At 61.7% G+C, this 14,921-nt stretch carries 7 protein-coding genes; 4 read left to right on the top strand and 3 right to left on the bottom strand.

All coding sequences use genetic code 11. From position 1 onward, the window contains the following. Positions 1-5 precede the first annotated feature (5 nt). The gene (locus G405_RS0108325; protein WP_028284657.1) at positions 6-2,030 is read right to left on the bottom strand and encodes a tetratricopeptide repeat-containing sulfotransferase family protein; all 2,025 of its coding nucleotides are present in this window, start codon (positions 2,028-2,030) and stop codon (positions 6-8) included. 97 nt (positions 2,031-2,127) lie between these two features. After that, positions 2,128-4,713: a TonB-dependent receptor gene (locus G405_RS0108320; RefSeq protein ID WP_022701058.1), complete on the bottom strand. Its 2,586-nt coding sequence runs from the start codon at positions 4,711-4,713 to the stop codon at positions 2,128-2,130. 322 nt (positions 4,714-5,035) lie between these two features. On the opposite strand from G405_RS0108320, the gene G405_RS15460 reads away from it, so the two are divergent. The 3 genes from G405_RS15460 to G405_RS0108305 all read left to right on the top strand — a co-directional run bounded on the left by G405_RS15460 (position 5,036) and on the right by G405_RS0108305 (position 8,624). Continuing rightward, positions 5,036-5,371 (top strand): hypothetical protein, encoded by a 336-nt coding sequence (locus tag G405_RS15460; RefSeq protein WP_022701057.1) that lies wholly within the window; start codon positions 5,036-5,038, stop codon positions 5,369-5,371. Between the two features lie 86 nt (positions 5,372-5,457). Further along, positions 5,458-6,771 carry an MFS transporter gene (locus G405_RS0108310; protein ID WP_022701056.1) on the top strand — a complete coding sequence of 438 codons (1,314 nt, stop codon included), beginning with the start codon at positions 5,458-5,460 and terminating at the stop codon, positions 6,769-6,771. A gap of 98 nt (positions 6,772-6,869) precedes the next feature. After that, entirely contained in the window at positions 6,870-8,624 is a 1,755-nt protein-coding gene (locus G405_RS0108305) for a hybrid sensor histidine kinase/response regulator (RefSeq protein WP_022701055.1), read from the top strand. Here G405_RS0108305 and G405_RS0108300 read toward each other — a convergent pair. Next, positions 8,621-9,253 carry a response regulator gene (locus tag G405_RS0108300; RefSeq protein ID WP_084683438.1) on the bottom strand — a complete coding sequence of 211 codons (633 nt, stop codon included), beginning with the start codon at positions 9,251-9,253 and terminating at the stop codon, positions 8,621-8,623. The genes G405_RS0108305 and G405_RS0108300 overlap by 4 nt on opposite strands. Before the next feature lie 338 nt (positions 9,254-9,591). Here G405_RS0108300 and G405_RS0108295 point away from each other — a divergent pair, with 338 nt between their 5' ends. Beyond that, positions 9,592-14,883: an Ig-like domain-containing protein gene (locus G405_RS0108295; protein WP_156861420.1), complete on the top strand. Its 5,292-nt coding sequence runs from the start codon at positions 9,592-9,594 to the stop codon at positions 14,881-14,883. Positions 14,884-14,921 lie beyond the last annotated feature (38 nt).

Genomic DNA, 14,921 nt, shown 5'->3' with positions numbered 1-14,921 from the left:
TCTCGTTAGGAGCGGACGGCGATTTCAATCGAGGAATCCCTGCGCCAGTCGTCACAGACAGGGCCGAGCGCCTCACGCAGCGGATCAAGCCAGGCGTCATACGCCTTCCACTGCTCAAGGCCTTTGGTGTTGATGGGCTGGCGCACCTGCTCGGAGCTGGCAGTGCGCACTTCGCGTTTGGTCTTGTGAAAGTCCACGCAGGCCTGCTCGAACGGCAAACCGCAATAGTCGAGGATCCGGCGCACCTGGTTCTCCAGATCGCTGACCACATCCTCGTGGATCACACGCAGGACCTGACCCGGCATCACCGCGTCCCAATGGTCCATCAGGTCCACATAGCCGCGATAATACGCGCCGATTTCCTCGAGTCCGTAGGTGAACTCCTGGCCTTCGGCGAACAATTGCTTGAAGCCCGACACGCAGCACGCCATGGGATGGCGGCGCGCGTCGATGATCTTCGCCTGCGGCAGGATCTTCTTGATCAGCCCCACATGACGGAAATTGTTGGGCATCTTGTCTGTGAAGAACGGCGCGCCCTTGCGGTGAATGGCGGTCTCGTCCAGATAGCGGCGCCCGAGCTTGGCCAGCTGATCCTCATCAAGCTCTGACAGGATGCGCGGATAACGCGTCTTGTCGCTGGCCCGGTCGCGACCGCGCAAGCCGTGGCTGATCGAGATGATGTTGGGCAGCTCCAGCGTCCCATCGACCTGGCTGTGGGACGCCAGGATCTGTTCAAGCAGCGTCGAGCCGGCGCGCGGCAAACCCACAATGAAAATCGGGTCAGTCGCCGGCTCTCCCATGGGGGCGTCAGAGCTGAAGAGCGCGGGCGTGCAAAACTGCTTTTGCGCGTCAAACTCCACCTGGATCTGCTCGGTCGTATACCGGGTCTGGCGCGTCTTCAGCGCATTGCCGCGCTGGTAATGCTCAAAGGCCGCTTCGAAATCACCTTCGTCCTCAAACGCCTTGCCAAGTGAAAAGTTGAGGTTGATCCGGGTCTGAAGCGTCTGTCCCGCACGGGCTTCTTCGCGCTGCATGACAGCGCGCTCATCGGCGGAAAATCGATAGGTTTTCAGATTGGCGAGGCCATACCAGGCGTCGCCATGGGCCGGGTCGGACGCACAGGCCGCCTGATAGGACTGGATCGCCGGCTCGGACCGGCCCCAGGTTTTCAAGGCGTGGCCGCGCGATGTCAGGGTGGAAGGATCACCGGGCGCGCGCTCGAGGACTTCATCAAACAAGGCGACCGCCTTTTGATAATCACCGGTCTGCATACGTTCGATGGCGAGCTGGGAGGCGAAGACGGGGTTCTCCGGATCGCGCTCATAAAGCGCTTGCGCCTCGCTCAGCGCCTTCTCGAATTTCTGACGCTTGCGCAGGATGCGGATATAATCGACCCGCAAATCTGCATTGTCAGGCTCAAACGATACTGCGCTCTCAAGCAGGAATTCTGCATCTTCCAGAACCCCCAGCCGCGAGCCGATTTCGGCCAGCAGGCGCATGCCGGCGACATCCTTGGGATGCTGCGTCAGCCAGGACCGGCACAGGCTTTCCGCTTTCAACAGACGGTTTTCGTGAAGATGGTGCATGGCCGCCTGAAGCGCGGGCGGCAAAGCCCTGATCTGCTCCGCCTGAAGCTGCGCCATGCGTGCTTCATCACCCAGTCCGCTGGCGCTCAGAATTTCAGCTTGCGCCATCCAGGCGGCATGCAGGGCCGGATTGGCGCGCACTGCAGCACGGTAACTCTGCAGCGCCCGGTCGATCTCTCCCCGATCACGATGCAGATGACCGCCTTCTTGTAGCCCGCGCCCGAAATCCGGGGCGACCTGCAACAAATGGTCAAGCGTCGCACGTGCAGCGTCTGTCTGTTTCAGATAACGCTGAGAGACCGCCGCCAGATAGAGGGCGTCCACCATGTCGGGATCGGCCTGCAACACCGGCTGCAGCGCTTTGAGCGCCAACTCGAAGGCGCCCGAACGCATGTGCGTTTCAGCGGCGCGCAGGGCCAGTGAGTGCGGGTCGTCAGTGGACATCACGTCTCCATAAAACACGATGGGCGCCCCATGCCAAATGGGACGCCGCATACGTGAGAACGCCCGGCCCGTGATGCGGGCCGGGCGTCATCAGGTCCTAGTAGGAAATGCCGAAGCGAATCCCGTAGGTCCGCGGACGCATCGGAGTGACGCGTTCACGGTCGTTAATGTAGTTGTTGGCGAGCTCAGCGTTTTCGTTGGTCACATTGTCCACGAACAGCTCAGCGCTCCAGTTTTCAGACGTCAGACCGGTGCGCAGGCCGAGCGTTGCATAACCCTCAACTTCTGCTGCGTTGATCTCGATGATGTCCGAACGGCTGTCGCTCGAATAGATCACCTGACCTTGCACGTGCGCCGTCCAGGTGTTTTCAAGCTGCCACTCATAACGCGCACGAGCGTTCAGCTGCAGGTTCGGCGCATAAGCCAGCTCTTCGCCCACGACCACATCATTGGTCGGCACGAGCACTTCGGTGATCTCGCTGTCGAGGATCGAGAAGGCACTGGAAACCGTAAGGCCCGGCACATCTGCAGGCGCCCAGGTCACATCACCTTCAAGGCCGAGAATTTCGGCGTTCGCCGCATTATCGGAGAAGAAGAGGTTGACGATGGACGGGTCGAAAATGGTCGTCTGCAGATCTTCGATCTCGACGAAGAAGGCGCTGCCGTTGAAGCGAACCTGGTCTTCGAACAGGTCGAGTTTCCAGCCGAGCTCGTAATTGGTCAGCTCGTCAGAATCGATGGCGAACGGCACGGTGTAGCCATTCGGCCCCGGCGCGCCGCCCGGACGGTTCAGCAGACCCGGACGGAAGCCTTCCGAATAGGTTGCGTAGAACAGCATGCCAGCCGCAGGCGTCCAGGTACCGGTCAGCTTGAAGATCGAGCCTTCGCTTGCAGCAACGTCAGGCGCACGCGCAGCGTTGAAGATCTGCTGGGCCTGAGCCTGGCTGAGCGCCGGGTCGATCGCCAGAATATCGGCGATGGACTGGGTGTCGTTATAGGTGATGTGGCGGCTGGTGTCGCAGGTGCCGCGGAAGGTGTACTGGCCATCACCATTATACAGGTCGGAGATGTCGGTGCCGAACGCGTTGGCGTCGGTCCCGCCGGAGTTACAGAACGACGCGTTCGCACTGCCGGCCAGATCCACTTCGATGTCGTAATAGCGAGCGCCCGCCGTCACGGCGAACACGCCCGGAACCAGGTCATAGCTGACCTCGCCGAACAGACCCAGCTGCTCGTCGGTGCGCTTGACGTCGTTGCGGAAGATCACAGGCTCCGGGAAAGGACCGTCATCAGACGTGAACCCGGTCTGGAACGGGAAGTTAGGAGCGAACGGACCGAATGGATCAGCGTCAACGCTGCCGAAATAAGTGAAGTCGTTGCGCTCTTCAACTTCCGTACTGGAGTAGAAGCCGCCCGCCGTCACGCGCCAGCGCTGGTCTTGCGGCGTGTTGAAGCGCAGCTCATGGCTTTCCACTGTGGTGTTGGTGGTGGAACCCACAACCGATTCCGGGCTGTAGCAAGTGCCCGACGGCGCCGCTGCGCCGGGATAGGTCACAGAGCCTTCACAGGTGTAGTACGGGAAGTACTGACCCACGAACATGTATTCGGTGTAGTCGATGACCTGCTCGGAATCACGATCCGTGAACGCGCCGGTATAGACCACGTCCAGCATCGCCAGACGACCTTCGAGCGTCCAGGACGCGTTGACGAAATCATCTTCCAGGAATTCGTCGTTATAGCGCTGGACGTCGTAGTCCTCGAGCTCGGGATCCTGGAAGAAGACGCCGTCGGTGTCGAGCTGCTGGCTCATGGCCGACACGGTCAGGCGCCAGTCAGGATTGAACTCATAGCGACCCGAAATCCGGAAGCCCGAATAGGTCGTGTCGTTGAAATCATCTTCAACGAGCGCAGAATTGTCCGCGTCGATGAAGGTGACGGCGGACAGATCCGCGCCAGCCTGGAAGCCGCCGCGATTGGCGTTCACGGGAACGCCGTTGGAGCGCACGGCGCCGGACGGACGGAAGCGTGCGGATTCCGAGGTGTTCACGGTGCCGGCGACGTTGTCGATATAGCCGCCCTGCTGGTCCCAGAAGCCCACCATGCGGAGCGCGAAATTGTCGCCCACCGGCAGGTTGACCATGACATCGGTGGAGTAGCTCTCTTCACCGCCCTCGGTGAAAGACAGACCGAAATTGGCGGCGGCCTCATAAACACCCAGCAGAGGCTTGTTGGTGATCATGCGGACGGTGCCGGCCTGTGAGGAGGCGCCGAACAACGTGCCTTGCGGACCCGGCAGCACTTCCACGCGCTCAAGGTCCACAGCGTAAACATCCAGGTTACGACCTGGCTGCGCCAGCGGCTGTTCGTCCAGATAGAACGCCACGTTCGGCGCGAGGCCGGCGACGCCGGCCGTCGTCAGGTTCGGAGTCGTCGAGGCGATGCCACGAATGTAAATCGTGTTCTGACCCGGACCGCTGCCGCCAGCGGTGACGCCGGGCAACTGGACCAGATAATCGGCAAAGACATCCACATCGAGTTCGGCCAGATCATCAGCGCCGATCGCGGAGACGGCGACAGGGATGCTCTGGGAATCCTGTTCGGTCTTGGTGGCGGTGACGACAATGCGATCCACCTGCGCGCTGGCCATGCCGCCCATGGCGACGCCCATGGCTGCGGACAACATGGTGCTCGCGAGAACTCGTTTTTTGAGACTCATCTTTTAGCGCTCTCCAATTGATTATGATTATGCCGATCTAGAGAAACCATCGCGCGCTGACCAGAATTACTTTCAACCGTAAGCATCCCGCTTCTTGCAAGGTTGTTCACACATCCAATTTCAAGTCTTTTTTGGTAAGCTTAATCAGGTAGTTGATTAGAAAGTTGCCAAATCGCAACACAACTTTACAGTTCCCATCGCTCGACGATCCGCAAACGCTCTGGCAATGATCGCTTCCAATTGAAAGCTTCTGGATGCAGCATGCTCGAGCCCGCCGGAGAGCTGCAGCATGCTCCATTTCTGCTCCACCCTTCTGACCGCCACGATACTGATCACCACAGGCGTGCTGGCAGGTTGCGCTTCAACGCAGCCTGCACGGGCGGGGGCAGGACAAGGCGGGTCTTTTCCTGACAGCGTGAACGCCTTCGGAGACGGCTATCCTGTCGCTGGCGCGCCATGCCGCCGCTTGGGCGAGGCTCGCGCGACGGCCGCCCATCTCGATCACATGCGAACGCTCGCGGGATGTCTGACTCGATCAGACGCCGATGCTCTGGGCGGCCAGATCGTAGGACATATTGACGGCGTATGGATGATCTCGATCCCGAGCGAGCGCCTATCCCCCTGACGCAGCTGACGCCCCGACGCTGAAAACGGCTATGCGCCGGATCAAAAACAACGCTAGCCTCTCCGCGGCGAAGGGGGCATGCGGCCATGATTAAAACCTCTGTGCTCTATGGCGCAGGCGATGTGGCGTTCTTGATATTCTGGCAGGGCGCAGCGCTCTTTCTTCTATATTTCTATACTGACATTATCGGCTTGCCGCCTTTGCTCGCAGGCGGCCTCATCTTGCTGGGCCTCATTTGGGACGGCGTCACCGATCCGGTCTTCGCAGCCCTGGCGGATCGCAAGATGGCGCAGGGCTTCGGCTATCTCAAAATGATCAGCCTCGTCGCACCTTTCATCGGGATCAGCTACGTCCTGTTGTTCACAAGCATTGATGGACCGCTCTGGCTCAAAGCGGTCTGGGCCTTGCTCACCCATTTGCTGTTCCGCACCGCCTTCGGCCTCGCCAGCATGCCCTATAATGCGTTGCCGACCCGGTTGAGCCTGCAATCGTCCCAACGTGACGCTCTGACGGCGGCGCGTGTTGTGGGCGCCGGGCTGGGCGGCTTGAGCGTGGCCATAGCAACCCCCTTGATTGTCAACAGGTTTGGCGACGGCGCGGCGGCATACACGCTGGCGGCCGCTGTGTTCGGCTTGCTCGCGACAGGGGCGCTGCTTTTGACGGGGCGCGGGCTGACGGATCCTGGAATTGCGCCCCTTTGTCGCCAGGCGGACGGGCCTATCCATCTGGCGCTTCAGGGACTTGTCCGGTCTGTAAAGGCGAACCGCCCCTTCCAGCAGCTGCTGGGTGTGATGGTGACGGCGATGCTTGGGTTTGGCGCGTTCACGGCGTCGCTTGTGTATTTCGTCAACGCGTCGCCGATGATGACCGATTTCATCCCGCTCGCCCTCGCCGCCCCGACGCTCGCGACCATTCTCGCCGCCCCCGTCTGGCCCCTGATGGCCCGTCTCAGATCCAAACGGGACGCGCTGGTCACTGGCGCGCTTGTCGCAGCGATCGCCTTGACGTCTCTCATGGCGGCGAATTCAGCCTGGATGGTTCTGGCGGGTTTAATCGTGGCGGGCGCGGGTCTCGCCGCAATTCCGGTGATGTTGTGGTCCATGATGGCGGATACGGTTGACCATGGCCATTCCCTGACCGGAGAGCGCATTGAAGCCCGCGCCTTCGGACTGATGACGCTGGTGCAGAAAATCGCCAGCGGGCTCGCAGTCATCATCGTAGCGTCGGGTTTCACGCTGTTTCAGGCCGCAGCCTCGCAGGCTGAAGACCCGGCGATCATATCACGTCTGTTCATCAGCCTGTTTCCAGCGGCTTGCCTGGCCCTGACCGCCTGGATCGCTTCAGGCTACACGCTTGACGACGCCGCCCACGCCGCCGCAGTGGAAAACCTGCAAAAGTAGACGCTGACCCGCCCGTTAGGGCGATTGCACGACGCCCTCAGCTTGGACACACTCTAGTCAGCGCCTGGCGGACAACAGCGGACGCGCGAAGGAACACCATGTCAGACAGCAGCCAGGCCGCAGACTCCCCGAAACTGCATCTGGCTCAGGCGCGGCTGCTCGTCGACCGCAACACTTCGTCATGTCTGATTGTTGAAGCGGTCATCGTCTACCTTGCGGTGCTGATGATGTTGGCGGGGGATTTTCTCTACAGCGCGCTGTGGTTCGCCAGCACATCCAGTATGGTCAGCATCGTCTGGCTGCACTCCCATCTGACGACGCGAAACGGGCTCACAGACGCAAACGCCCGGGCTTACCTGAATCGCCACACGCTAATCGCCGCTGCGACAGGCCTGACCTGGTCTGCGCTGGCCATAGGATATCTCGACCAGGACTCGCTGCTGCGCCTGTTCATCACCTTGAACATCGTGTGCTCCATTACGCTGGGCGGCATGGCCCCCAGCGCAGAGTACCGCCCTGCTTTCGTCAGCCTCTCGACGGCGATGATGGTCCCGTTTTCTCTCTACTGGCTTGTCGCGCTGGACGGACCTGTCAGAGGGATCGGAATTGGCCTTCTGTTCTTTTACGGATTTGGCCTGCTCGTCAGCGCCCGGGCTGAAATCCAGACCCGAGAGACCCTGGCGGCGGAACGTCAACGCAAACTCAGCGCACGCTTGCAGGCCAAGACCGAGGAATTGGAAAAGGCCAATTTCGCCAAATCGCGCCTGCTCGCGGCGACCAGCCATGACATGTCCCAACCCCTGCAAGCGCAAGGGTTTCTGATGACCGCGCTCCGGGCCTATCTCGACAAGCCCGAGCAGCATGACATGCTGAACCGGATCGAGGCGGCCTGGCGCAGCCAGAAGGAATTGCTGGATGCAGTTCTGGAAGGCGCCCGCCTGGAAGGCGGCGCCGTGCGCGCACAGAAGCACTCCGTCGCCCTCGCCCCGCTGCTTGATGAAATCTGTTCGGTGTTTGAAAACGAAGCCGCGAAGCGCGGCGTCAGCTTGCGACGTTGCGGGTCAGACATGGCCGCCTATACAGACCCTGCGCTGCTGGCGCGGGTGGTGCGCAATCTGACCGCCAACGCCGTCAAGTTCACACCGACCGGCGGTCGCGTCGAGATCTGGGCGCGCGAGAGTGGGGGCGAGGTGATCGTCGAGGTCATCGATAGCGGCCCCGGCGTCTCGGAGGCGGATCATGCGCGCATTTTTGACGCCTATGTCCAACTTGATTCCGAAGGCGGCGACGGTTTGGGATTGGGCCTGTCGATCGTGGAAAGTCTCGCGGCCGCGCTTGAAGCGCCGTTGCATTTCATCAGCGCGCCCGGCGCCGGGACCCGTGCAGGCCTGACGCTGCCGTCCACTTCGCCGGACACCGTGCAGGACATCGAGCCCGCGGCAAGCGTGACGCCTGTCGCTCTCGGCGGTTCCCCGCTTGTACTGGTGATCGAGGATGACGTCGCCGTGCGCGACGGCCTGTCCCATCTGCTGACCGAATGGGGCTGCCGCGTCATCGCAGCGCAGAGCGCCGAGCAAGCCTTGACCTTTATCGCCCTGCTGGCGGCGACGCCGGACTTCGCCGTCATCGACAAGCGACTTGGCGACGGCGCCGATGGCGTCACGGCCCTGGGTCAGGTGCGCGAGGCGGTTGGACAGAGCTTTCCGGCCGTGCTGCTGACAGGCGATTTGACGGGGTTTGACGCTGCCGGAACCGAGGCGGACTTAAGCGTCCTGGCCAAACCGGCTGATCCTGACCAGTTGCGTGCGCTGATCGCCAGCGCGACCGCGCAAGCCCACCAGATTCGCGTCTAGATCAGACCGAGCTGCTGAGCCTTGCGGACTGCGCCCGTACGGGTATTGGCGCCCAGGGTTTCGTACAGGGCGCGCAAATGAGACTTCACCGTGTTCTCGCTGATGCCCAGCGTTTCAGAGATATCGCGGTTCGTCGCGCCCTGACCGATCAGGGCCAGAACCTGTTGCTGGCGCGCCGCCAGCACCGGGGCCTGGAAATCAGAGGCAAGACCCTCCGCGTCTTCCGAGGCTTCTAGGTCAAACAGCGTCCCGCCCGCCTGCAAGGTCTCGATGGCGTCCAGAAGATCATCCTGTCCGGCGCTCTTGTGCAGAAACCCGTTCGCGCCGAGCGCCCGCATTTCCGCCAGCGGCGGCGCATCCGCCATGCCCGACAGCATCAGGACAGGCGCCTTGGAGCCCTGCTGGCGCAAGGCTGACAGCAGCGCCAATCCGTTCATCTGCTTCATCACCAGATCCAGAATGAACAGATCGGGCGACAGGCCGTTCGCCAAAGCCTTCAGAAACACCTCTGGCGCGTCATACACGTGAATGTCGTAAGGCCGCGCTGATGCATCATTCAGCGCGACGAAGCCGTCTGCGAACATCCGATGATCGTCGATAATGACGAGCCTGGCGGGTCTTTGAGCCATTATGTGCGGCGTCCAGGCGCGCCTGGATCCTCCTTATGAAGATGAGTGGACCATAGGTGGCGCAGGCCCCGTGTCAACGCGGTCATTTGGGGCCCACTCACCCGAAAGGGTGAGGCGAAACGGACACATAGGCAGAAGTAAAGAACACGTTAACCATCTGATGCGCCTTACAAACCGCTCACTCACCCGAACGGGCGATTGCGCGGCTCCGCCCCCTGATCATTGTCGCCTGCATATCGAAACAGGCGTTGATCCGCAGGACCTTGACCGGGCCTGCGGACGGCGTGCGGTCCGCCCGTCCATCGTGCGCCGCCGCCAGCCATTGGGGGGAGGGCGTCATGCTTTCTAGACTACATCGCACAATCGCCACAGGCGCTATCGCCAGCTTGATCGCGCTGACCGGTACAGCCGCCAGTCTGGCGCAGCAGGTCTTTTCCGTGACGCTGCGAACCGACGGATCATGCACGGCCTCGAACCCAACCATATTCGACGTCAGAGCCTATATTCCGACCTCCACCACCAACGACACAGGCGATGGTCGCGATCTCTGGCACTATTACCTGCTGGACCACAATAAGACGGTGCTGGGACGCAACAGCATCGCGATCACCATTCCTTATGCGAACCCGAACGCAATCCGCTCTGTGGCGACCAACGCCGACCCGGCCGTCGGTCTATTCACGGTCATGTTGCGTAACGAAGATGCTGGCTTTGATCTGAATGTGGGCGACACCGCCGACACCACCGCCTCGCTGGTGCGCGCTTTGTATCAATTTAACGCCTCTCTTTACGACTCTGATTGCCCGGGCCTGCCTGACACCACCGCCCCGAGACCCACCTCCATCGTCCGGCAGACGCCTGCAGCCGAATCGACCAGCGCGGACTCCCTGACCTGGCGGGTCAGCTTTGACGAAGCCATGCAAAATGTGGACGCCTCCGACTTTGAGGTGACGGGCACGACGGCGTCTTTGTCGATCAACCCGGTCTCCACCTCTGTCTATGACGTCACGGCTTCGGGCGGGAATCTGGCTGATCTGAGCGATTCCGCCTCCCACACCACTGTCTCCCTGGGCTTTTCAGCCGGCCGGGATCTCACCGACCTGGCGAGCAACGCCCTGTCGAGCACGTCGCCCAGCGGCGCGCATGAGCACTATAACGTCAACAATCTGGCGCCCGTATTGGCCAACATCACACGGGCGGCCCCGTCCCAGGAACTCACGAATTCGGACGCCCTGATCTGGGAGTTCGAGTTCTCACAGATCCCTGATTCGATGAGTCTGACGGCTGCAGACTTCACACTGACCGGGACCACGGCCAGCCTCGTCGTCAACCGGTATCCAGATGGATTCAATGTCACCGCCACCGGCGGAGATTTGGCAAACCTGAACGGCACAGTCTCCATCAGCCTTAAGGATGGCTTCGTGACCGAATACGGCAACGCCATGGCGACAGGCGCGCCGTCCGGGACCAATGAAAACAGCTTTGTCGTCGACAACACTGCGCCCGCGATGGCGAGCATCGACCGCTATCCGGGGACGGTCTCACCGACATCCGCCGACAGCGTGTCCTGGCTCGTGACTTTCAACGAGGACATGGATCCAAGCACCATCGACAGCGGCGACTTTTCCATAGAAGGCACAACCGCCACGCTGACCATCAGCCGTGAGACGGATGCCTCATATAAACTGTCGATTTCCGGTGGCGATCTCGCCAATCTGAACGACTCTGTAGTTCTGCACTTCCAGGTTGGCGGCATGACGGACGCAGCGGGCAACGCGATCCTCGACAATACCACTTTGGGCACGGACATCAGATTCTTCCAGATGGTCAATGATAGCGCCGCGCCGACCGTCACCTCCATCGTGCGCTCCAGCCCGGTCAGCGAAAACACCAATGCAGACACGTTAAGATGGCGCGTGAGCTTCAGTGAAAAGGTTCGCAACGTCACCGCAGATGATTTTTCACTGACCGGCACGACCGCCACGGTAACGACCGTCGACACGACAAGCTCAGCAGGGGCTTACTCATCGCCAGCGTTTTCGTCACCCAGCGCAGCAGCTTCAAGCGTAGTCTATTATGTCACCGCATCGGGCGGCGATCTGGCTTCTGTCGCAGACAGCACAGTCTCGCTCGGCCTCTCCAGCTCCCATAACATCATAGACGACGCGTCCAACTCCCTGACCGTGACCACACCCAGCGGCGCGAACGAGAGCTATAATGTCCGCAATGCGGCGCCGGTTCTGGCCAGCATCACGCAAAACACGCCCACGGCGTTGGTGACCAATGCCGACAGCCTGACCTGGGATTTCAATTTTTCCGAGATTTCCGACTCGATGAGCCTGGCGCCGTCGGACTTCACGCTGACGGGAACGACTGCAACACTCAGCGTCACGCGGTATTCCATCGGATTTTACGTCACGGCCTCGGGCGGCGATCTGGCGGACCTGGATGGCATGGTCCGGGTCGTGCTCAATAACGGCATTGTTGATGACTACGGCAACGCCATGGCCACGGCCGTCCCGACGGGAACCTACGGTAACAGCTATTTTCTCGACAACACAGCTCCGACGATCGCCAGCGTTGACCTGGATCCCGGAACAGTCTCGCCCACGGACGCCGACACGGTCTCCTGGCGTGTGACGTTCAGCGAAGAACTGCCTCAAAACCAGCTCACAGCAGCAGATCTTGTGATCACTGGAACGACCGCCACCCCGACCATCACCCATACCCTCAGCAAGCCGGATTATTATCTGGTCACCCTCGCCAATGGTGATCTGGCGAACCTGAACGGGTCGGTTTCTCTAGCCATCGCGCCTGGCAACTCCATCACGGACTCTGCCGGGAACGCTCTGGCGAACACCAGCGTGACGGGTGTGAACAACAGTACCATCGTGATGGCGAATGATGCGGACGCGCCAAGCGTGACGCTTTCAAGCAGCGCCAGCGGCGCGGTTACCGGCGCCTTCCCTGTCACCATCCGGTTCAGCGAGGCTGTCAACGGTTTCAGCGCAGGCGGACTGTCTGTCAGCAATGGCGCGGTCTCTGGCTTCAATGCCGTCAGCACATCTGAATACACCGCCGAAATCACACCGGACGGCGATGGCCCGGTGACGGTAGAGGTCAGGGCGAATGCGACGTCGGATGTGGGCGGCAATGGCAACACCGCTTCAAATACCCTTTCTGTGATGGCGGACACCGCCGCGCCGACGGCCAGCCTGTCCGCCTCTATCGGCAAAATCGCGTCGGGCCCGTTTGATCTGACGATCACCTTCTCTGAGTCCGTGAGCGGATTTGCGCTTGATGACCTTGGAGTGGTTGGCGCGGTCGCCAGCGATCTGGCAGGATCGGGCGCCAGTTATACTGCCCTGCTGACGCCGGGCGCGGCAGACACCGTGACCGTCAGCTTGGCCGCAGGCGCAGCGACGGACGCCGCAGGCAACGGCAGTCTCGCGGCGGCGGATTTCTCCGTCAAAGTGGACGCTGACGCGCCTTCGCCTGTGCTGAGCGGTCCCGGCGAGACCGTCGAGGGCGCCTTCACGCTCTCCATCGACTTTGGCGAGCCTGTCACCGGCTTCACCATGGACGCCCTGTCACTCACCAATGCGGACGCGACTGATCTCGCTTCACTGGGCGAAGGCCGGTTCAGCGTGATCGTCACGCCCCGCACCGTGGGCGTGATCGACATCACTCTGGCTTCTGGCGCCGCCAAGGACGCCGCGGGCAATGACAGTCTCGGCGCCGCCCTGAGTGTGGAAGTTGTGGCCCCGCCTACAGAAGTGGTCGTGGAAGTCACAGCGGACACGGCGGATCCCACGACAGTTTCCGCGGGCGCCAAAGTGACCAATCCAGGCTCTCAAGCCATTCCGTTCCGCGCCTTCGCTGATGTGAATTGGCTAATCGTCACCCCTGATAGCGGCGTCGTGCCGCCGCTGGGCGATATCGATTTCACGGTGGAAGTCACCGATGCGGTCAATGACCTGCCGCCGGGCGATTACACCGGCACGGTGACGGTTGTGCGCGAAAGCGCCTCGGGGACCTCCAGCGCCAGTGCGCCGTCAGCCTCAATCCAGGAAACGATCATCATCGAAATTCCCATCTCCCTGTCGCTTGAACCGCGGTACGGTTCGCTGACTTTGGTCGCCAGCACGGCGTCCGGCCTATCTGGCGACGTCAGCTTCAGCTATTCCAGCGACATCGCGGATTTTGACGGCCTGACCCTGACCCCGCGCACCGGCTCGGCGCAGGCTGAGATCTCCGAGCTGATGTCGGGGACCTACACGCTCACCCAGAGCACCCCGCAAGGCTGGCGTGTGAACGCCATCAGCTGCGCGGGTGATCTGGATGGCGGCTCCAGCTACGATCCCGAAAAGGGTGTGGCGGTGATTGATCTTGATCCTGACGAAGCACTGGTGTGCACGTTCGAAAACGCCCGAGATGAAGACCTGGTGCGGCTCGCCACCCAACGCGCCATCCGCAACTTCATGCTGCGTCGCGCTGACCGCTTGATAGACGCCGCGCCTGACCTGTCACGCCGGTTTGAAGCGCGTGAGACCACCCAGCGCGGCGCCTTCGCCGCTCAAGTGGAAGGGTCCGGCCGCTATCAGATGAGCCTGGCCGGCTCATTGGCGGGCGCCCGCAACGCCGCAGCGCAGACGCCGTCCGGCATGAACGGCCCCGGCAATCCGGAACGCCCTGTGCTTGAAAACTGGGATGTCTGGTTCGCCGCAGAACTGTCCGGCGTGTCCGACAACCGGGCGGGTGAACGCGCGAACAGTGATTTCGGCGTCGCTCAGCTGGGGACTGACTATCAGCTCTCTGACGACCTGATCGTCGGCGCTCTTCTGCAGTATGACTGGATGGATGAGCGTGCGGGCGAAATCTTCGCCGAGGCGGGCGCCCTTCGCGGCGCGCGCACAGAAGGTCAGGGCTGGATGGTCGGCCCTTACACCGTCTGGCGCATGACCCAGTCTCTGACGCTCGACGCGATGGCGCTGTACGGCCAGTCCGACAACACCGTCGATCCGCTCGGTTTGTATCAGGACGATTTCGAGACCGACCGGTTGATGGTCCGCGCCAATCTCAGCGGCGAGGTCGCCAAAGGCCCATGGCGTCTGCGTCCCCAGGCCGGGATCACGCACTTTGAAGAGCGCCAGAAAGGCTATGTGGACTCCCTGGGCTTTGACATTCCCGAGCAGAGCGTCGCCCTGGGCCGGTTCCGGGCCGGACCTGAAATCGCATGGCGCCGTGAAACCTCTGACGGCGGCTGGCTTGAAGTGAACACGAGCGTAGCAGCGGTCTGGGATTATCGCGCAGCCGAGCTGATCAACGAACAAGGCGGCTTCAATGGCGGCGATGCGCTTCGGGCCGACGCGCGTGTGGGCATTGCGGCGCAGACGGGTTGGGGCGCCAGAGTGCGGCTCGAGACCGGGCTGTCCGGTCTGGGAGTCGGCGAGTTTGAAGCGCGAAGCGCCCGGATCGAAGTCCGCATTCCCTTTGGCGCCCGCTCTGCGGGCGGCAGCGGGAGCCTGAACCGGTTCGCCAGTGAAGGGCCGCCTGCCTTCAACCAGGCCTGCCTGAACGTCCAGTCAGGTTTTGAACAGGCTGTTCGGGGACAAGCAGGTTGTCTGTGACATCTGCATCCACCCGCCCAGAGGCTGCAGAGCTCTAA

Source organism: Oceanicaulis alexandrii DSM 11625 (genome assembly GCF_000420265.1).
GTDB classification, from domain to species: domain Bacteria; phylum Pseudomonadota; class Alphaproteobacteria; order Caulobacterales; family Maricaulaceae; genus Oceanicaulis; species Oceanicaulis alexandrii.
Note: the sequence above shows the minus strand (reverse complement) of the source record. Positions and strands in the feature narration are given on the sequence as shown.